This window comes from Porphyromonas uenonis 60-3 (assembly GCF_000174775.1).
Taxonomy (GTDB): Bacteria; Bacteroidota; Bacteroidia; order Bacteroidales; family Porphyromonadaceae; genus Porphyromonas; species Porphyromonas uenonis_A.
This window is the reverse complement of record NZ_ACLR01000170.1, coordinates 38,063-58,719: the sequence shown is the minus strand read 5'-3', so window position 1 is coordinate 58,719 and position 20,657 is coordinate 38,063. Positions and strand designations below refer to the sequence as shown.

Below are 20,657 nucleotides of genomic sequence, written 5' to 3'. Positions count from 1 at the left end.
TTTTATAGTTCATATTACACCATAGGGCGAACCTTCTCCTCGATGAAGGCTATTTCGTCGGGGGTGAGGGCATACTTCTTGTAGAGCTGACGGTCTATATCGGTGACCGACTGACTCCAGTCGATGTCAGAATCTGCGGTGAAGTCTTGCAGTGGCACGAACCGATAAGTCTTACTCGTACCATGTTGGCTTGACTTACTCAAACTATGTAAAAATCGAACCATCTTAGTCTTAAGGTACAAGACTATGTTGGTTGCCTCTTTTTCTAATAAGTTTAAGTCAACGCCTACCGCTAGGAAAGTCTCTGAACAAACAGTGTTTGGTGCCCCTATAAAAGCATTCAAGTTGTCATCACTAAGCTCAGTGCCAATATTGTTTGCATATGGTATATAGACTTTGTACCTTTCTATCCAATCTACATTAGTCTTTACCAACGACAAAGGCACATACCCTCTCGCTGAAGAACGACCATAGCACAAAATAGGGTTGCTCTTTGTCCGTTGTCTCTTAAATAGGCTGTTATCCTCAACAACATTTCCTTCTATACCAAACGGCTTTCGAGATGAAATGTAATTGGCTATAGAACTAAAATCAGGATGCTTCGTCACCTTAGTTAGAATAGTTATAGACTCTTGATGGCGGATGAAAATCTTCAGCCCTTTCGTTTTTAAGCTACGATGCTGCATAGACGTTTTTCCTCCTCCATAATTAGATACAATTGTCGTTTGCCCCTTGGAGTTATCGAAGCGACGATCCCTAACAACAAAGCAAACCCCACCACGATTGTTTGTGTTTGGGAAGACTTCGTCAGGACGTTGATAGTCGTAGAGGAGTTTTATATGCTTATCTGTAAGCATATCCTCTCGAAATTGGTCTAGACCTTTTCCTCCTGTATACCAACGAGCGGGCATAATCATTACTGAATGCGACTTTGCGACTTCATTGGAAGCATACACAAACTCTTGATAAATTGGTTTAGAGCTTGCTCCCGCTCCTCCATCTGACTCTTGGTATGGAGGATTTCCAATTACTATCTCGAAGTTCATATCTATGAGTTGCTGCATGATTCTGTCTTTCTTTTCTTTATCAAGGATATCATAGGTCGTAAAGTCTGAAATGACATGGTCGGTGTCTAATCCGAGGAGACGATAGACCTTGAGGGTAAACTCGTAACTCACCGTGGAGGTGGGGAGAGCATAGACATTGCGTCCGACTGCCATGCCAAACCTGCTGACCAAAGCTCTGGTAAACTCGCCCTGCTTGGACGCTATGTCTAATATACGTGTCTCTGACGTGATGACACCTTCGTCTAGCGCATCGATCATCTCTAGTGCGACAGCCTGTGGCGTGACTATCTCCGATGAGGAGAGTCGTCCGAACTTCTTCATCGCCACAGCTACACGCTCACTCGGGATAAGCGACGTGTCACTCATCAGCGTGTTGATATTCGCAATCTTATAGTCCAGAGCTCGCAAGACAAAAGGATTGCTCACGGTCTGTATGATCTGTAGGATAGAGGCTTGTAACCCCACATTGCGTGCTATGCGCTTATTGTCTGCACCCTGACTGATCGAAGCTATCAGATCCTCTAGCGAGGAGACTGGAGTCTCTGTCAGAAAAGCGTAAAAGAGTATCTGCGCATAGTAAGTCGCCAACTGCTTGCCCAGCAAGCGACCTTCATCAGTCTCTGCGGAGGGAGCTACCTGCGTAGAGGTAGCACCGCCTCCCTTAGGCGTGTCATGTGTCTCTAGCTCTAGTTCGCTCTCCTCGCCCGTGACCGCCTGTATCTCTATTCCCTTAGAGGCATCTATCGGATTCAGCTGCGAGATGACAGAGCGCATCCGCTCGTCAGCCAGTAGCGTATAGTCTATCGGTATCTCGGTAGCCTCATCCATCACACTGCGCTCAGCACTGTAGGAGCGCACGGAATCCATTATGTCACTAGCCTCTACACGCTGTAAGCCTTCGGCTCCGATTGTAGCTATCGGCGAGTGGCGTAGCTCCGTCTCAATGCGCTCCTGAAGCTTCTTATTGCCAGCTTGATCCGTATTGACATTGTAGATCTGCGCTCGTTGCTCCTGTAGGCGAAACATCCGCTGCGGGTCAAAGTCTACCAAAAGCGTCTGAGGCTTCATATTGTACTTGACCTGCTCCGAGCCATCCTCTGTCGTCAGCGTCCGTATGTACTGATTCTGAAGTCGGAAGATAGCCTGGTCGTACTCTTGTGGCGAGGCACAATCCTTGAGATAGAGCATCGTATCCCACTCAGGGATGGTGCTACCCGTTAGCATACGATTGACCGTTAGGGTGATACTCTTCTCGCCCTTTCTCTCGCAGTCAGCTATCTGAGCTTTGACATCTTCGGTGCTACAATATCGCTTGGGATCATCGACACCAGCTATATTGACTATGGTGTAGTCAGATAGATTGCGGAAGAGTTCTTTATACTCCGTCAATAGATGCTCCATGGCATCGCACGAAGCTCTGTAGGGTAAGACGAAAACGAGATGCCTACACATCTGCCCTCGCTTGATCTGCTCCAAATCAAGGAAAGGCAATAGATGCGCATCCTTCTGCACGCCATCAATCGCCTGTAAAAACTCCAAGATCTCATCCTCGTGGACGAATAGGCGGTGCCGTCCCTCCTTATTGTCTCGCAAGATAGAGCGAGGACGAAAGAGCTCTGACAGACCCATCTCATAGCCGTCTGCCCGCAATGTCTCCATAACACGTAGCGAGCTTTCATTAGGTAGGAAGGCAAAGCGCACCATCTGGGGGAAGCCGTAGTAGGGATTGTCCCACTCTTTCACCTCATCCGAGAGTATATGCTCACGGTCCCACTCTGCCTGCTCCTCGACAATGTCTGAGAACTGGTAGAAGGCGATAATATCTTCCGCCTCAAACTCACTCCCCATCAAGATGCGATAAGGAGTCCCCGATAGGTGAATACGGACACGGCTACGCAGTTGCTTTAGCTCTGTACAATCATCGTACTGCTCAGCACTGTCCAGCTCGTAAGTCTCCTGTTTGAGCTCTCTCTTGTTGAGCTTCAGAACACGACCATACTCTGCGGCTCTAGCTCCATAGTGAGTCTCATCAATGAGTAGGAGATCTATCTCACGGTCGAAGAGTGCATGATGACGCTGCTTGATCTCACTACCCATCAAGTCTTGTAGCGTCAAGAAGACTACGGCACGCCCTGTAGCTAACGTATCCTCTAGAACTGTCTCACTCTCCATGAGCTTGTCTTTGTCTAGGAAGCTGTACTCGGCAAACTTCACGTGGCTCTCGACTGAGCATTTCCACTCCTCGCGGACATCTGCCTTTGCAGAGACCACAAGGACAAGTTTCGCTTGCATCTCAACCGCACAGCAGAGCGAGGTAAAGCTCTTACCAAAGCGCATCACCGCATACATCAGCAGGTTGCTACGCCCTTGTGATATGGCCTTCTTAAATCGCTCGATTGTCTCCCGCTGGTTTGGTCGTGGTTCAAAGCTCTCTGTACGCTTATAGGTGTGTTTCACAGGAATACGACTCTCCTCAAACTTGAAGAAATCATACCGACCCTCTCCACGCTCATAAGATTGCTCAATGTCTGCCATCGCTTGGCGCAGGTCTTCCTCCGTAGCTTCTCGAAAGAACTCCCGCGAGTAGTAAAGTTCCTCAGACAGGTCGCTCGGACGCAACCGACTACGCTGTAACTGATGCTCTAGATAGCGATGCACCGCAAAGTCTCGGAAGTAGGTCTCCTCATCGACCTTAGCTACGGCACTATAGCGAGAACGCAAATTGGGGAAGTAGCGTCTCCACTCATCCAGCCGTTGTAAGACTGGTCGGTAAGTATCCCCAACCTTGAGATAGTTGGGTACACTCTCCGTCGAGAAAGCGTAAATATAAGGTTCTACCCTCCCAATAATTAACGTATCAATCAGTTCTTCACTCATTGCTTCTTCTTACGTTGCTTTGATTGACGTTGCTCCGCCTCCGCCTTCTTAGCTTCCATTGCTTCACGCTCATTGCGTGCCTTGCCTTGGCGATAGACATCGACGAGGTGAAGCACTCCATCCTGCTGCCAATCTCTGATCTTGGCATAGATGCCGTTGTGCAGGAGCGGGTCATTCTTCTTACAGCCAGGACAAGGGACACGCTTGACATCTGCCTCGAATAGACCTGAGTGCTGCACTTCTTCATGGCAGGAGTTAGGGATGACAAACTTGAGACCATCCATCTGGAAAATATTCCACGCTATGACCTCTGCGATCTCCGTCTGCTCCTCCAGCGTAGGCTCCTCGCCCCAGCGGTCACGATAGTACTCGATGAAGGTGTAGAGCATATTCTCACGAGCTAGGAGGATATTGTCCCCCTGCCACTCGTAGCCGTAGACACTCTGGAAGGACTTAGTCACCCAGACGAGCCAGTCGGCACGGTCTGAGACGTTTTCGCCGACGACACGTAGCTTGCGGTCGAGGAGCCCGATGCGCTTGTATATAGGTATCGTCTCACCCGTGACTGCATCGTAGCGACTGGCCAAGTAAGGGGCCTCGCCACAGGTGATCTCCATACAGGTCCTAAGGATATAGTCCTGCCACGTCACCCCCTCGGCAAAGCGAATAGGCTCAGTCGTAGCCTCCCACTCACGACCCTCGGCATCTAGATTGTAGTTGAAGCTGCTCCCCTCAGCGAGGTACCCATCGTCGCCACAGTTACACTGTAGGTTGCAGACCCACGCTGGGGTAAATATCTCCGCCTTTTCCTTGGTACGACGTCGCTTCAGGTCACGATGCTTCATAACACGGGGCATGATGACCCGCCCATGCTCCCCCCGGATAGAGCCTAGGGTGATGGGGTCGGAAAAGGCGTAACCCGCCCCGAGCTCCTCATAGTCATTGCAAGCCCAAAAGATATTCTTCTCCGTAGTGTGATCCTGCAGGAGTATCTCTAGGAGAGACGTGGGGAGCTTGTCCTCTAATATGTCTACCTCAATCTTATTTTGTGCCATAGCTGTCGTACTACTCTGCAAAGATAACATTAAAAGAAGAGAGTAGCGTGTCCGAACTGATCTAGTTTTCGTCGCCTACGGAGGAAATTGCGGATAGCTCGATAGAAAACGAATTTTCTCCACGGAGGGCCGAAATAAAAGTTCGGAAGAATGAAATGAAACTTCGGAAGAAGCAAATCAAAGTTCGGAAGATTTTTTTTATGCCTCCGTGGAGGATTTTCGTTTGCTCCCTGGAGATTTTCGATTTCCTCGGAGGTGTGGGGTCTAGGGTGTCGAAGGGTTTCGAAGTGCATTGAGGGAGTTAGAGGTTAGACGATGAGAAATTAGAGGTTAGAGATGAGAGATTAGAGGTTAGAGGTCGGAGGGATCGGACAAGTAACCCGTTGTGGGGGTCACACGGGACGTGTAACCCTTTGTAGACACTCCCGTGCGTCCATACGGCGGATTACACGTCTTGCTTTGACACAACGGACGCTCGACCGAGCGTTCCTACAACCGTCACACGTCTTGCTGTACTACAACGGACGCCCTCCCGCTAGACACTCCCGTGCGTCCCCACAGCGGGTTACACGTATCGACCGAGCGTTTCCACGGCGGGGTACACGTCTCATCGTTACTCATCTCGCAAGATTGTTGTACTTTTGAGGAGTAATTGCAACTTTAGCTTATACATATACTACTATGACAAGACTACGTACACTACTACTTTCACTCGTGGCGCTCTGCGCTCTCGGTGGCACGGCGCAGGCTCAGATGCCTCTGCGTATCTACGTTGACGCAGCTCCGCTCTTTAACCTTTCACAAGCCAAGACTCTCCAAGATGTCTCTGAAAACAAGGTTTTCGTCGGCTACCGTCTCGGTGCTGGACTGGATGTCAACGTGGGCAAGATGATGTACGTCGGCACGGGACTATCTCTTGCGATGAAGGGAAATCAGTATACAGTCCTCGACTTGATGGGGAAGAGTGGCGACATCAAGGTTTACAGCCACTATATGCAGATCCCCATCAACGTGGGTGTGCGCCTGAACGTGACGCCTCGCATCGGTTGCTCCATAGAGGCTGGTCCTTACTTTGCTTACGCTCTAGGAGCGACCGTTAGCCAGGGCAAGATCCTAGACGATATCCAGAAGACTTACAACGTCTACAAGGATGGTATCCTCGGAATGGATAGCGCCAAGCTCAAGCGCTACGACATCGGTCTGGGTGCTAAGGCTAAGGTAACCTTCGGCTCGTGGTACGGTATGCTAGGTGCTGACTTGGGCTTCGTCGATGAACTGAAGCTTGAGAAGAATGATCCCAAGATAGAGAAGCTTGGTCAGAAGGCTATGCGCAATACCTCCTTCTATCTCGGTGCTGGCTTTACATTCTAAGTCCTTATGAAGAATCATAATACGCTGATCATCGTAGCGCACCCCGACTTGGAGCACTCTGTCATCAACAAAGCTTGGATGGAGGCGCTCACGGGGCACGCTACGATACATAGCCTCTGTGACGCTTACCCCACGGGGACGCCTATAGATGTGGCGCATGAGCGTGCGCTCGTGGAGCGTCACGATCGTGTGATACTACAGTTCCCCCTCTACTGGTACTCCGCTCCAGCGATCTTGAAGCAGTGGACTGACGAGGTCTTTGGCGAGGGCTGGGCCTTCGGTGAGGGGGGCGACGCATGGGTTGGTCGTCAGCTCGGTGTTGCTGTCTCATGCGGTAGCGCTGAGGCAAACTTCTGCGAGGGCGGATCTCAAAAGCATACGCTAGCGACTTTCCTCACACCATATGAGGGGCTAGCAGCTTTCGCACGAGCTGACTATATAGGGCATCACGCCTTTTACGATACTTATAGCGATACGGTCGCCGAGAGGTTGCCAGCAAACTGCGAGGCGTATCTGCGCTTTGCGCTACAGTAAACATTTAATCTAGACGTTAGCCACTTATGAGTACGATCATTGACCTACAGGGCGTCACGGTATCACGCCAGGAGCATGAACTACTACGAGACGTCACACTATCGCTCGAAGCGGGGGACTTTGCCTACCTTACGGGACCCGTGGGGAGTGGCAAGAGTTCGCTTCTAGAGCTACTCTATGGCGAGCTGGCGCCTAAGGGAGGCGTCGCTAAAGTGCTGGACTACAACCTGCACCGCATGTCCGTACGTCAGCGACAAGCTCTGAGGCGCTCGCTGGGGATCGTCTTCCAGTCACAGGCGCAGCTCCTATATAACTACACGGTGCAGGGCAACCTAGACTTCGTCTTGCGTGCTGTGGGAGTGAAAAAGCGAGAGCAGCGTGCTATGCGTATCGAGGAGGCGCTGAAGCAGGTCGGCATGGAGGGCAAGCACTACAAGTACCCGCACGAGCTGAGCGGTGGCGAGGCTGAGCGTATCTGCATAGCGCGTGCCCTAGTCGTACGTCCACGTCTGATCCTACTTGATGAGCCTACGACGGGACTAGACAGTGAGACGTCGCTACTGATCGGTCAACTGATCCAGTCCCTGGCTAAGGAGGGCGTAGCAGTGCTGATGAGCACGCACAATGAGACGCTCATACAGGAGCTACCCGCTACGAGATACCATATCAACCTGGAGAGTCGTACGCTGGAGCGCATTGACTTATCCCCTACCCTAGAGCAAGTTGAGGGAACTAGCTCTGAGCCTTTTACAGATCCTATTGAAGTAGCGCTATGATCGTACTGAAGTTTGGCGGCACCTCTGTCGGTTCACCAGATCGCATACGCTCGGTAGCGCATCTAGTGGCATGTATACCAGGGCGCAAGACGCTGGTACTCTCGGCTATGGCAGGCACGACGAACGATCTCGTGACGCTGACGCAGCTGATTACCTCTGGCGAGCGTGACCGTGCGACCCGTCATGTGGAGATGCTCCGCAGCCGCTACATAGACAATGTGGTGCCGGAGCTTTTTGCGGGGCATGAGCTACACCAGCAACTGGCGGAGGAGGCTTTGACCCCAATCTTGGATAGCCTCTTGCTACAGACGCTCAACGAGGCTTTTACCCACAACGACGAGAAGCAGATCCTCGCCTGCGGAGAGATGATGTGTACCGCTCTGATGGCGCTCACGCTACAGCTCTACGAGGGGATCACACCGCACAAGCTCTTGGCGCTAGACTTCATGCGCATTACTCACGAGGGACGACCAGACATCGAGTACATCGCTCAGCGGTTGCGTCCGATGGTCGAGGGGGTGCGCGATGCGGAGGCGCTCTTTCTCACGGAGGGGTACATCTGTCGCAACGCTTTCGGCGAGGTGGACAACCTACGTCGTGGCGGAAGCGACTACAGCGCTACGCTCATTGGCGAGGCGGTACAAGCTGAGGAGATACAGATATGGACCGACATTGACGGGCTACACAACAACGATCCGCGGGTGGTCAATATGACGTCGCCAGTGCGTCGTCTGAGCTTTGGCGAGGCAGCCGAGCTAGCGCGTTGCGGTGCTAAGATATTGCACCCTGCTTGCATCGAGCCAGCACGACGTGCGGGTATCCCAGTGCGACTGCTCAACACGCTCGACCCCTCGGCCCCTGGCACGCTCATATCTCATGTGACAAACAGAGATATGATCAAAGCAATCTCGGCAAAGGACGGGATGTGTGTCGTGACGCTTCTGCTGAAACATCTGAGCAATAGCGACGTCTCTACGGGGCAATTCCTCATTACGCTGACGGAGGCTATGCACCGTCTGCACATAGAGCCGGACATCTTGATGGCTTCGGGCGATGGCTACGTCATCGTCACGGAGGAGGACTCGGGGGCTATAGATACGTTGATCAAGGAGATGACTCCCTGGGCAGAGGGCTCCGTGCAGAGCGACCTCTCGATCCTGGCAATTGTCGGAGATATGGGTTGGCATCGCATAGGCTTTGAGGCGCGTATCCTCGAGGCGGTGGACGATGTCGCTGTACGGCTTATCTGTTATGGGACTAGCAGCAACAGCATTGACCTAGTCATCGCAACGGAAGAGAAGAAGCGTGCGATGGTCTATCTCTCGGATCACCTCTTCGCTCATCTGCGTACGCCAGGACCAGAGGTACTATAATAAAGTGTAGCCTGGAGACACTCGCTCTACGTTATGACCCTCAAGCAATTCATCTCGGTCTCACGACCGTACAGTTGGCCAGCTTCGCTAGCACCGATAGCCGTTGCCATCGCTTTGGCTTGGTTACAGGGCGACTCTAACTGGCTCATCGGGACGCTCTGCCTTGTCGTGGGGCTGTCGGCGCAATCCTTTTCGAACTGTTGCAACGACTACTACGACTTCAAGCGTGGCGCTGATGGCGAGGAGCGCGTAGGCTTTAGCCGTCCGCTCGCTTCGGGTCAATTGCGAGAGCGTGACATCATCGGGGTGGCTCTCTTTTGGGGGCTCATCGCAGCCGTGTCGGGGGTGACCCTTTGCCTGCTGACTAGCCCATGGCTACTACTCCTCGGGGCGCTCATCATACTCTTCGCCTGGATGTACACAGGTGGCCCCTTCCCGCTCGCTTACCTTGGGCTAGGTGACGTGGCGGTGATGACCTTCTACGGCTGGGTCGCTGTGATAACCACTTACTACCTGCTGACAGGAGCGGTCACGACACAGAGCTTTCTCGTGGCAACAGCCATGGGAGCGGTGGCGGTCAATATCCTTGTGGTCAACAACTACCGAGACTACGAGGAGGATCGCAAAAACAATAAGCGAACGAGCATCGTACGTCTCGGCCAAGAGTTCGCCCCGAAGTTTTACTTGGCCAACATACTCCTCGCATGGCTCCTCTCCATCGTTGCCTTCAAGGGAAACATCTGGGGCATCGTCCTACTCCTCCCCTACCTTCTCTACGCGCTATCCGTATACCGTCAGATGATCCATGTGACTGGCAGCCAGCTCAACGCTGTGCTCAGGCGCACCTCCCTAGGGGTCGTCTTGCTAGCCGTCGTACATATAGCAGCCTATCTGATTGACGGGCTGTTGCTTTAGTCAAAACATTTCTCTTATCCTTATGTCTTCCACAGACCTCTCCTCATATCGTCTAGACTTCCCGCTCATACAGCACTACGCCTCAGCGCAGCCTGGCTGGGTCTACCTAGACAGCGGTGCCACTACACAAAAGCCCCAAGTGGTCATCGATGCTATCACCGAGGGCTACACACGATACAACGCCAACGTCCACAGAGGCGTCTACCAACTTAGCCGTGAGGCGACCGATCGTCACGAAGCTGCGCGTGCCACGCTGGCACACTTCATCGGTGCGTCCGACCCTAACGAAGTAATCTTCACACGTGGCACCACCGAAGGGCTCAACCTGCTAGCCTCTACGGCTGGCGAAACGCTCGTCGGTCCCGATGACGAAGTGCTCATCACCGCCATGGAGCACCACGCTAACCTCGTGCCGTGGCAACAGCTCTGCCTACGCAAAGGAGCGCATCTGCGTGTCGCTCCGCTTCTAGAGGACGGTTCGCTGGACCTCCCCGCCTTTGAGGCGCTACTCTCCGACCGCACTAAGATCGTCTCCGTGGCACATGTGAGCAACGTCCTCGGCACGGTCAATCCTATCGCACAGCTAGCTCGTCTGGCCCACGACAAAGGCGCCATCATCATCGTCGATGGAGCACAGTCCGCGCCCCACATGTCGGTCAATGTGCAGGAGCTCGGCATCGACGCTTACGTCTGCTCATCTCACAAAGTGTACGGCCCCACAGGCATTGGCATCGTATGGGGACGGCGCAAGCTCCTTGAGCAGATACCGCCCTACCAGTATGGTGGCGAAATGATCGAGCACGTATCCTTTGAGGAGACCACCTTCAACGAACTGCCGTACAAGTTTGAGGCAGGTACGCCCGACTTCATCGGCTCGCACGCCTTCGCCACAGCCGTTGAGTACATCTCCGCTATAGGCCTGGACCGCATCCACGCTTACGAGACCGAGCTCCTAGAGCATCTCACGCAGATCATCAGTCAGGAGCCTTCGCTTGAGATCCTCGGTACCGCCCCTAGCAAGGGAGCCGTCGTCACCTTCATCAGCCATCAGGCACACGCTTACGATCTCGGTCTGCTCCTAGACCAGCAGGGTGTAGCACTCCGCACGGGCCATCACTGCGCCATCCCGCTCATCGAGGGTATGGGACACCACGCCACGATCAGAGCTTCCCTCGGTCTGTACAACACGCACGAGGATCTAGAGATCTTTGCGAAAGCGCTACACCGTGCGCTCACCATGCTAGGCTAAAGGTGGCTATGTCCTTACTACATCGCTACGCATCGGACGGACTCATCGAGTGCGGCTGTGACGAGGCTGGACGAGGAGCCCTCGCTGGCGACCTCTACGCGGCAGCAGTCATCTGGCCCGACACGCTAGACCACCCGCATCTGCGAGATAGTAAGAAGCTCACCGCAAAGCAACGCGAAGAGCTACGCCACTTCATCGAGGAGCACGCCACAGCGTGGGCCGTGGGCGTGGCAACCGTTCAGGAGATCCAGCAGATCAACATCCTCCATGCCTCTATGCTTGCCATGCAGCGCGCCATCGAGGCTTTGTCCTGCACACCGGAGCGTCTGCTCATCGATGGTAACTACTACGACCCACGCCCCGACGAGGTTGAGTACCACACCATCGTCAAGGGCGACGACCGCTATCTAGCCATCGCTGCCGCCTCTATCCTTGCCAAGACGCACCGAGACGAGTATATGACACAGCAAGCGCTAGAATACCCGCACTACGGCTGGGAGCAAAACAAAGGTTACCCGACAGCGCAGCACCGTGAGGGGATCCGCCAGCACGGCTCCTGTCCATTACACCGACAGGGCTTTCAACTCTTGCAGCCCGAGCCCTTATTTGACCTTGAGAAATAAGTTTCGTACCTTAGGCGCACACTATAAAAAAGACAGACACTATGACTAATCCAAGCAATCAAGCGAAGCGCAAGCTGGTCATCCTCACCGGTGCTGGCGTCAGTGCCGAGAGTGGCATATCCACCTTTAGAGATAGTGACGGGCTGTGGGAGAACTACCCCGTCCAGGACGTAGCCTCCATCGAGGGCTTCGTACGCAATCCTCAGTTGGTGCTAGACTTTTACAATGCTCGTCGTCGTGACTATGTAGGCTGCGAGCCCAATGCGGCACACTATGGACTGGCCGAGCTGGAGCGTCAGTACGATGTGACCGTCGTGACGCAAAATGTGGACAACCTCCACGAGCGTGCTGGCAGCAGCAAAGTGATCCACCTCCATGGCGAGTTGATGAAAAACTGCTCCGTGCGCAATACCCAGAAGACTTACCCCGTCGATCCCAAGCATCCCGACCTGCATGTGGGCGATCTCGCTCCCGACGGGTCGCAGCTGAGACCTTTTATTGTATGGTTTGGCGAGGCAGTCCCCATGATCGAGCCAGCCATCCGTGAGGCAAGCCAGGCAGACATTATGGTGGTCGTCGGCACCTCGCTCAATGTCTACCCCGCTGCGAGCCTCCTCGCTTACGTTCCCAACGGGACTCCCATCTACCTCATTGATCCCAAAGAGGTCAATACGCACGGCATCGCTCATGTCACACACATTCAGAAGGTTGCCACGCAAGGGGTCAAAGAGTTGCTCGACATCTTGATGCCTCAGTCGTAATAGTCCTTTCCTCCGCTCATGTCTACTCACACCACACAGCGACGCCTCTCTAGGACACTCCTCCTGCTCCTCATCCTTGTGCTGAGCCTCCTCTGCAGTTGCCACAAGCAACAGAGATACCACATATCAGGATACACCGATGCGCAGGAAGGTGCCGACCCGCCTTTGCTCAAGTTGACTCTAGACGGTAAAACCATCGACAGTTGCTTTGTGTACAAAGGGGAGTTTCACCTCAAGGGAGACTATGTGGACAGCATGGGCCAAGACATCGCTTACCTAGAGATAACTGGAGAGCAACCTATCCCAATCGTCCTCTCGACACAGCCACTCGTTATTGACTTCATCAAGCGTAGACTAATCGAGGGTGACTATCTCAATCAAGAGCTCGACCGCCTCTACGTTTCCCTCGACAGCTTGGGAGGAGACTTCAAGCGAAAGCTGGCCAACGTACCGCCCGACAGTGCGCTCTATGACGCCTTCGATCAAGGCTTTAAGTCCGCTATCGACAACTACACCGCACTGGCTAAAGACTACTGCCTGCGCCACCCCAACGACCCCGTCGGAATCATCGCCTCGGTAATGCTCCTGACGATCAACTATGAGAGCCTCCTCGAGACGGCGCCTTTCGTGCGAAGCCATATGGGACCCCTCGTCTTGAAGAATAAAGAGATAGATCTCTACCTAAGCACCGTAGACAACTTCTACCGTACTGCTCCTGGCACCCCCATCATAGACCTTCCCCTAGAGACACTAGAGGGCGATACGACCTCCCTATCCGAGCAGTTGCTCCCAGGCTGCTACACCCTCCTGCACTGCTGGGCTGGCTGGTGCAAACCTTGCCTAGACGAGATGCCTAACCTGATCAAAGCTTACAAAATCTACCATGAGCGCGGACTAAACATGGTCGGCATCTTCCTCTGGGACGATCGGTACAATCTAAAGATGCTACAGTCCGAGTACCAGCTCCAGTGGCCACAACTCTATGAGCCTACCGCCCATACATCCATCACTTACGGGATCTATAGCATCCCCGAGATCATGCTGATAGCGCCCGACGGGACAATCTCCGCACGCTCCCTACGTGGTGCCGAGCTCTTCGACACGCTCGAGTCAATCTATCATCGCTAAGGTATGACTGGGCTCCCTCCCATAGATCCACTCCTAGACGAGCGCATGATGCAGCTAGCCCTCCAGCAGGCTCTCGTAGCTTACGAAGCTGACGAAGTGCCCATCGGAGCTGTCATAGCGGTCGGCACACGCATCTTAGCAAAGAGTCATAATCAAGTTGAGCTGCTCAACGACCCCACGGCACACGCCGAGATGCTTGCCATCACGCAGGCCACTGCAGCCATCGGAGGCAAGTACCTCCCGCAGTGCACGCTCTACGTGACCGTCGAGCCCTGCCCCATGTGTATGGGTGCCTTGCGATGGACACAGATAGGACGTATCGTCTATGGCGCTGCTGACCCCAAGGGCGGCTACATGCGCTACAGCAGTACGCTCCCCCACCCCAAGAGTGTCGTCATGGGAGGTGTCTGTGAGGAGGAGTGCCGCGAACTGATGGTCTCCTACTTCCAGCGCAAGCGCCGCTCTCGCTAACCGCTCCAGAATTTTCAAGTATACTTGATAAATGCCCCTATTTACAGAGAAATTCCAAGTGCACTTGATATTCTTACTCCGATAAGTGTACTAGACCAAGAGGTAGCTTGTAGGAATCATCAATTAAATAGTTATTGAACGGAGAACGGTCACTCTTGTGGCCGTTTTTTGTTTTGACCTTTATGCCTTTGGTTGGAGCGGTACGCGACGAATGCCTCTGAGCCGTCGGAGCAAAACCACGCCAAACCTTGGTTTCACCTAGTGAAACTAAAGTTTCATCCCCCTTTGGCACTAAAGTTTCATATGGGTGAAACTAGAGTTTCATACGGGGGAAACTGGAGTTTCATACGAGAGAAACTGGAGTTTCATACGGAAGAAACTGGAGTTTCATACGGAAGAAACTGGAGTTTCATGCGGAAGAAACTGGAATTTGCGCAAACGACATGGGAGTTGCCGTAGGTACGACAACCCTTGAAGAGCTGTTTTTAGGAAGTGAATGTGACGAGAGCGTGTGTAGCCGATGAGGCTCTTACTGAGGATCTAGGCTATAGATCGAGTCGGGATAGGTGGCCTCGACGAAGAAGAGCGCACGGGCTGGAGCTGCCGAGCCGGCTAGCGTGCGGTCTTCTCTCTGGATCAGCTCTGCGATAGAGTCTGGTGTGCGCTGTCCGTAGCCCACCTCAAGGAGCGTCCCAACCATCGTACGCACCATGCCGTGGAGGAAGCGATTGGCACACACCTCGTAGCGCATCGCATCCCAGAGACCAGGCATCTCGACCTGCTCCCAATGCGCTGTGTAGACGGTACAGCGATTGTGCTTCGTCTGCGTGTGTAACTTGCTAAAGGAGGTGAAGTCGTGCTCACCGATGAAGTGGCGACAAGCTTCGTTCATCAGCTCCATATCGGGGAGCGTGCGTCGCTCCCAGCAGTAGTCACCCCAGAAGGGGTTGCTACAAGCCGATATGTAGTAGTGATACCTTCGTGAGGTAGCGTCAAAGCGGGCGTGCGCTGTCGGGATGACGGGCGTGACAGAGCGAACGGATATGCCACCACGCAGTATGCCACACAAGCCTCTCTGTATCTGTGCTAGCGGTGGGTGCGGGATCGGAAGGTCGGCATGTGCCATCATACTGTAGGCGTGCACCCCAGCGTCTGTGCGACCAGCTCCCGTGACCGAGATCGGCTGGCGAAAGAGCATGGACAGGGCGCGCTCTAGCTCAGACTGCACCGAAACACCACGGGGCTGTACCTGCCAGCCACAGTAGTTGGTGCCGTCGTAAGCTACCTCGAGGAATACACGCTGTATGGGAGCCTCCATGGCTTTTGAGGGTGGGGAGCTATCAAGACTTAGAGGCTGCACTACGCTTAGGCGCCGCCTTCTTGGCAGTGGTAGTCGCCTTCTTCGTTGTAGTCTTCTTCGTCGTGGTACGTCCCTTCTTCGGGGTCTCTTTGTCTTGCTCAGCGATGATGGCGACGACCTCGGCGTATGTCAGCTTCGTGGGGTCAGCTTTCTGCTCCTTGGTGAGCTTGTAGTTCTTCTTGCCCGCCTTGATGTAAGCGCCCCAGCGTCCGTCACGGATTGCAATGTCGGGGTCCTCGGGGAAGCTCTTGAGCAGACTGGCAGCGTCCTTGCGACGCTTCTCCTCAATCAGCTCAATCGCCTCCTGGAGCGTTATCTCCTCGGGCGTCAGGCCACTGCTCTTGGGGATTGAGGTGAAGGCTCCTTTGTGCCGTAGATAAGGGCCGAAGCGACCTACGGCAGCGACTACGTCACCTCCCTCAAACTCACCGACCGTGCGAGGCAAATCAAAGAGTTTCAGCGCCTCCTCTAGCGTGATGGTCTCTATGAGCAGATTGCTGGGGATACTGGCGAAGCGTGGCTTCAAGCGCTCCCGCTCCGCCTCGGGCAGATCATTGTCGGGCGCCTCTCCGATCTGTACCATCGGACCGTAGCGACCGATGCGCGCGATAACTGGTTTGCCACTGACGGGATCGGTGCCGAGCAGACGCTCGCCTGTATAGCGCTTGGCACCTGACTGGCTTTGCTCCTCGATCATCGGGTGGAACTTATCGTAAAACGTTCCAATCAGATCCTGCCACTGGGCCTCGCCCTCGGCAACTTTGTCAAAGCGCTCCTCGACATCGGCCGTGAAGTTGTAGTCCACGACACGGGAAAAGTTTTCCGTCAGGAAGTCGGTCACCACAATGCCCATATCAGTGGGGACCAGCCGTCCACGGTCGCCACCGTAGCGCTCCTTCTGCTGGTGCGACTGGATAGTTGTATTTCCTGCGCTGTGCTGCCAGCTGAGGTACAGCACAGCGCGACTCTCGCCTTGGCTCTCGCCACGACGAACGTAATCTCTGTTTTGGATCGTCTGAATCGTCGGTGCGTAAGTAGACGGGCGACCGATGCCTAGCTCCTCCATCTTGCGAACGAGGGATGCTTCGGTGTAGCGGGGCTTGGGCTTGGTAAAGGATTGGCGCCCCTCTATCTCTCGTAGCTGTAGCAGGTCTCCGGCCTTCAGCTTGGGAAGCTCATTGCTACTAGTATCCTCCTCATCATCACGGCTCTCCGTGTAAGCGCTGATGAAGCCGTCGAAGACGATGACCTCGCCACGAGCCTCTAGACGTACGGGCTCTGCACCCTGCGAAGCGATCTGCGCGATCGTCCGCTCAATGCGTGCGTCGGCCATCTGACTAGCGAGCGTGCGCTTGCGGATGAGATCGTAGAGGGCTTGCTCCTGCTTGGTCCCTTGTATCGTGGCATTGCGCAGATAGGTCGGGCGAATAGCTTCGTGCGCCTCCTGCGCTCCTTTGCTCTTAACGTGGTAATGTCGGCGCTGATAGTAGTCGGCGCCCCACTGCTCTAGGATTACTGTCTCGGCATCATGGAGTGCGAGGCTGGAGAGATTGACCGAGTCGGTACGCATGTAAGTGATGAGACCTCGCTCGTAAAGAGCCTGCGCCACACGCATCGTGTTGGAAACGCTCATACCGAGCTTGCGAGAAGCCTCCTGCTGGAGCGTACTCGTGGTGAATGGTGCCGATGGCGAGCGACGCCCAGGCTTCTGCTCAACCTGCTGCACAGCAAAGGTGGACTGACTATCGATAGCTCGCTGCATGAGTTGGCGAGCAGCTTCCTCGGAGGGAAGGTTGTCAGGGAGTGTCGCAGTAAAGGTTTCTCCGCCCTTGGTCTCTAGGCGAGATGAGATGGCAAAAGAGGTCTCGGGCTGGAAGGCTAGTATCTCGCGCTCCCGCTCTACGATGAGACGCACGGCTACGCTCTGCACACGTCCAGCCGAGAGCGAGGGGCCGACACGTCGCCAGAGGACTGGCGAGAGCTCAAAGCCTACGATACGATCTAGGACACGGCGCGCCTGCTGAGCATCTACGAGGTTTTCGTTGATCGAGCGTGGGTTCTGTATGGCGTGCTGTATGGCGCTCTTAGTAATCTCATGGAATGCGATACGGTGTGTCTCCTTGTTCTGTAGGTCTAGCACATGATAAAGGTGCCAAGCGATCGCCTCTCCCTCGCGGTCTTCATCGGATGCGAGCCAGACGACGTCACTCGCCTTAGCCGCTTTGCGAAGCTCCGATACGAGACGCTGCTTATCTGCGGGGATCTCATAGATGGGTGCGAAGTGGTGCTCCACGTCTACACTAAAGCTGCTCGGCTTGAGGTCACGTATGTGTCCATAGCTCGAGAGCACTTTGTAGTCAGCTCCGAGGAATTTGCCAATCGTCTTCGCCTTTGCGGGGGACTCTACTATTACTAAGTTCTTCTGCTTTGCCATATTCTCACGCTATCTGAGACCGTTGCCTCAGTCTCAATCGGTGCAAAGGTACTCTTTTATAAGGAAACGAACGCTTTAGCCGAAAAGAGAAAGGCGTCCGTCAATCTAACGAGTAGATCGGCGGACGCCTTGACATTATATTATATAGTGTGTGCGGGTCTCCCTAGATTAGTTGACCTTGCTCAGACTATTCATACCGCGCTTAATAGCCTCCTCGTTGAGGGGGATCAGCTTGTGGTGACGCTCAGGCAGAGACTTCTTAAGACCTGCGATGATGCTCTCGAGCTTTAGCATAGGAGCGGCCTTAAGCATACCACCGAGTATGATCATGTTGAAGATCTTGTCATTACCCATCTCCATACTCTGCTCCGTAGCGGGGACCTCGTAGATGTTGATGTCCTTGCGATCAGACTTGTGCTGGATGAGAGCTGGGTCGTAGATCAGGATACCGCCCTTCTTGACACGAGGACCGAACTTGTCGAGTGATGGTTGGTTGAGCACGATGACGACATCATACTCGTTGACAACGGGTGAGCTCACAGGCTCATCGCTGACGATGACCGTGACGTTACTCGTACCACCACGCTGCTCAGGTCCGTAAGAAGGCATCCAGGATACCTCCTTATTCTCCATGATACCAGAGTAAGCAATGATCTTACCCATAGAGAGTACACCCTGACCTCCGAAGCCAGATATGACTATTTCGTAATTCATAGTTGTTCCTTTCGTCTGATTAGATTTTCATTGTAACCACCTCGTCGTTGCTACCCTTAGACTCGACATCCTTGATGTCACCGAGAGCGTACTTGTCGACCATAAACTTCGACATCCACTCATTAGCCTTAGCAGGAGTCATCTTCCAGCCCGTATTGCAGGTTGAGACAAACTCAACGACGCTGGTACCCTTGCCTGCGAGTGAGTTCTCAAAAGCCTTGCGTAGCGCCTTCTTAGCCTTGCGAACAGCACCAGCCGTGTGTACACTCTGACGTGTGACGTAGCAAGTACCGTCTAGCTCAGAGAGGATCTTAGAGATGACGAGTGGGTAGCCGTTGAGCTCAGGTGTACGACCATCAGGGCAGGTGACAGTCTTCATACCGAGTAGTGTGGTAGGAGCCATCTGACCACCAGTCATACCATAGATACCGTTGTTGATGAAGATGATGACGATGTTCTCACCACGGTTTGCAGCGTGGATCGTCTCAGCGGTACCGATAGCAGCTAGGTCACCATCACCCTGATAGGTGAAGACGAGCTTATTAGGATAGAGACGCTTGATAGCAGTAGCGACAGCGGGCGCACGTCCATGAGCAGCCTCCTGCCAGTCAATGTCTATATAGTTGTATGCGAAGACGGAGCAGCCCACAGGAGCTATACCGACGGCCTGGTCGCCCATGCCCATCTCCTCGAGGACCTCTGCAACCAGCTTGTGCACGACACCGTGGCTACAGCCAGGGCAGTAGTGCATCGTATTATTATTGAGCAGACTTGGCTTCTGATATACCAAGTTCTCTGGTTTGGTTATATCCTTTATATCCATGATATTCGTTGTCTATTACTGGTTATTGATAAGAGGGTAAGCTTACTTGACGAGCTTCGTACGCAGAGCGTTGAGGACCTCATCTGGAGAGAATAGCATACCACCCATACGTCCGAAGTGCTCTACAGGGCAACGGCCGTTGACGGCTAGTCTGACATCCTCGACCATCTGACCAGCGTTGAGCTCGACAGAGAGGAAGCCCTTGACACCACGCTCAGCGAGCTTGGAAATCACCTCGTATGGATAAGGCCATAGCGTGATAGGACGTACGAGACCTACTTTGAGACCCTCTTGGCGAGCCACCTGAACGACCTTCTGACAGATACGTGCAGAAGAGCCAAAAGCTACGAGTACGTAGTCAGCATCCTCCGTCATCGTCTCCTCGTAGCGGATCTCGTTCTCCTCGATCTTGCGATACTTCTCCTGGAAGCGTAGGTTGTTTTGCTCCATCACAGCTGAGTCTAGCTCGAGAGAAGTGATGATAGCACGCTTGTCAGGTGTATGACCCGTAGTAGCCCAGGGGCAACTAGCAGCGATCTCCTCATCGGTGTGACGAGGCTTCTGATCGGGTAGTACCACCTTCTCCATCATCTGTCCGATGATACCATCGCTAAGCATCATGACGGGGTTGCGATACTTAAATGCTAGATCCATACCGAGACCTACGAAGTCTACCATCTCCTGTACAGAGTAAGGAGCTAGTACGATGAGGCGGTAGTCACCGTGACCACCACCCTTAGTGGTCTGGAAGTAGTCAGCCTGACTTGGCTGGATCGTACCTAGACCAGGGCCACCACGCATGACGTTGACAATCAGAGTAGGTAGCTCAGCACCAGCGATGTAGCTGATACCCTCAGCCATAAGGCTGATACCAGGGCTAGAGGAGGAGGTCATAACACGCTTACCAGCGCCAGCACCTCCGTATACCATGTTAATAGAAGAGACCTCGCTCTCAGCCTGTAGGACGACCATGCCAGTCTTCTCCCAGGGGCGTAGCGACATAAGAGTCTCGAGGACCTCAGACTGAGGTGTGATAGGATATCCGAAATAGCCATCCAGTCCGTTGAGGATTGCCGAGTGTGCCAGGGCCTCGTTGCCCTTCATCAGTTTTACTTCTGCCATGATA

At 53.7% G+C, this 20,657-nt stretch carries 17 protein-coding genes; 10 read left to right on the top strand and 7 right to left on the bottom strand.

Features of this window, described 5'->3' with window-relative positions:
- Positions 1-14 precede the first annotated feature (14 nt).
- Together PORUE0001_RS05565 and PORUE0001_RS05560 are read right to left on the bottom strand one after the other, a co-directional pair.
- The gene (locus tag PORUE0001_RS05565; protein WP_007365488.1) at positions 15-3,944 is read right to left on the bottom strand and encodes an Eco57I restriction-modification methylase domain-containing protein; all 3,930 of its coding nucleotides are present in this window, start codon (positions 3,942-3,944) and stop codon (positions 15-17) included.
- Positions 3,941-4,999 carry a restriction endonuclease subunit M gene (locus PORUE0001_RS05560; RefSeq protein WP_198400681.1) on the bottom strand — a complete coding sequence of 353 codons (1,059 nt, stop codon included), beginning with the start codon at positions 4,997-4,999 and terminating at the stop codon, positions 3,941-3,943. Before PORUE0001_RS05560 ends, PORUE0001_RS05565 begins: the two co-directional genes overlap by 4 nt.
- A gap of 681 nt (positions 5,000-5,680) precedes the next feature.
- Between PORUE0001_RS05560 and PORUE0001_RS05550 the strand changes: the two genes are divergently transcribed.
- From PORUE0001_RS05550 to PORUE0001_RS05505, 10 genes are read left to right on the top strand one after another with little or no spacing between them, the layout of a single operon-like run.
- Positions 5,681-6,370 (top strand): outer membrane beta-barrel protein, encoded by a 690-nt coding sequence (locus tag PORUE0001_RS05550; protein ID WP_007365468.1) that lies wholly within the window; start codon positions 5,681-5,683, stop codon positions 6,368-6,370.
- 6 nt (positions 6,371-6,376) lie between these two features.
- On the top strand, positions 6,377-6,904 hold the full coding sequence (locus tag PORUE0001_RS05545; protein WP_007365474.1) for an NAD(P)H-dependent oxidoreductase: 528 nt from the start codon (positions 6,377-6,379) through the stop codon (positions 6,902-6,904).
- Between the two features lie 26 nt (positions 6,905-6,930).
- Entirely contained in the window at positions 6,931-7,680 is a 750-nt protein-coding gene (locus PORUE0001_RS05540) for a cell division ATP-binding protein FtsE (RefSeq protein ID WP_007365472.1), read from the top strand.
- Positions 7,677-9,053, top strand: coding sequence for an aspartate kinase (locus tag PORUE0001_RS05535; RefSeq protein ID WP_007365487.1), 1,377 nt, complete (start codon positions 7,677-7,679; stop codon positions 9,051-9,053). Before PORUE0001_RS05540 ends, PORUE0001_RS05535 begins: the two co-directional genes overlap by 4 nt.
- A gap of 33 nt (positions 9,054-9,086) precedes the next feature.
- A complete protein-coding gene (gene menA / locus PORUE0001_RS05530) occupies positions 9,087-9,968 on the top strand; it encodes a 1,4-dihydroxy-2-naphthoate octaprenyltransferase (protein WP_007365486.1) in 882 nt (293 codons plus the stop codon).
- 22 nt (positions 9,969-9,990) lie between these two features.
- Entirely contained in the window at positions 9,991-11,217 is a 1,227-nt protein-coding gene (locus PORUE0001_RS05525; protein WP_007365515.1) for an aminotransferase class V-fold PLP-dependent enzyme, read from the top strand.
- A gap of 8 nt (positions 11,218-11,225) precedes the next feature.
- Positions 11,226-11,840, top strand: a complete 615-nt coding sequence (locus tag PORUE0001_RS05520) for a ribonuclease HII (protein WP_007365471.1) — start codon at positions 11,226-11,228, stop codon at positions 11,838-11,840.
- 41 nt (positions 11,841-11,881) lie between these two features.
- Complete coding sequence (locus tag PORUE0001_RS05515) at positions 11,882-12,601, top strand: SIR2 family NAD-dependent protein deacylase (RefSeq protein WP_007365470.1); 720 nt, start codon at positions 11,882-11,884, stop codon at positions 12,599-12,601.
- Positions 12,602-12,619: 18 nt separating this feature from the next.
- On the top strand, positions 12,620-13,729 hold the full coding sequence (locus PORUE0001_RS05510; RefSeq protein WP_007365505.1) for a TlpA family protein disulfide reductase: 1,110 nt from the start codon (positions 12,620-12,622) through the stop codon (positions 13,727-13,729).
- Positions 13,730-13,732: 3 nt separating this feature from the next.
- Positions 13,733-14,200, top strand: a complete 468-nt coding sequence (locus PORUE0001_RS05505; RefSeq protein WP_007365452.1) for a nucleoside deaminase — start codon at positions 13,733-13,735, stop codon at positions 14,198-14,200.
- A 529-nt stretch (positions 14,201-14,729) separates the two neighbouring features.
- Here PORUE0001_RS05505 and truA read toward each other — a convergent pair.
- The 5 genes from truA to PORUE0001_RS05480 all read right to left on the bottom strand — a co-directional run bounded on the left by truA (position 14,730) and on the right by PORUE0001_RS05480 (position 20,653).
- A complete protein-coding gene (gene truA / locus PORUE0001_RS05500; RefSeq protein WP_007365482.1) occupies positions 14,730-15,518 on the bottom strand; it encodes a tRNA pseudouridine(38-40) synthase TruA in 789 nt (262 codons plus the stop codon).
- A 22-nt stretch (positions 15,519-15,540) separates the two neighbouring features.
- Positions 15,541-17,994, bottom strand: a complete 2,454-nt coding sequence (topA, locus tag PORUE0001_RS05495) for a type I DNA topoisomerase (protein ID WP_007365501.1) — start codon at positions 17,992-17,994, stop codon at positions 15,541-15,543.
- A gap of 168 nt (positions 17,995-18,162) precedes the next feature.
- The gene (locus PORUE0001_RS05490) at positions 18,163-18,708 is read right to left on the bottom strand and encodes a 2-oxoacid:acceptor oxidoreductase family protein (protein ID WP_007365513.1); all 546 of its coding nucleotides are present in this window, start codon (positions 18,706-18,708) and stop codon (positions 18,163-18,165) included.
- Positions 18,709-18,727: 19 nt separating this feature from the next.
- Positions 18,728-19,531, bottom strand: coding sequence for a thiamine pyrophosphate-dependent enzyme (locus PORUE0001_RS05485; RefSeq protein WP_007365492.1), 804 nt, complete (start codon positions 19,529-19,531; stop codon positions 18,728-18,730).
- Between the two features lie 42 nt (positions 19,532-19,573).
- Positions 19,574-20,653, bottom strand: coding sequence for a 3-methyl-2-oxobutanoate dehydrogenase subunit VorB (locus PORUE0001_RS05480; protein ID WP_007365497.1), 1,080 nt, complete (start codon positions 20,651-20,653; stop codon positions 19,574-19,576).
- Positions 20,654-20,657: the final 4 nt, after the last annotated feature.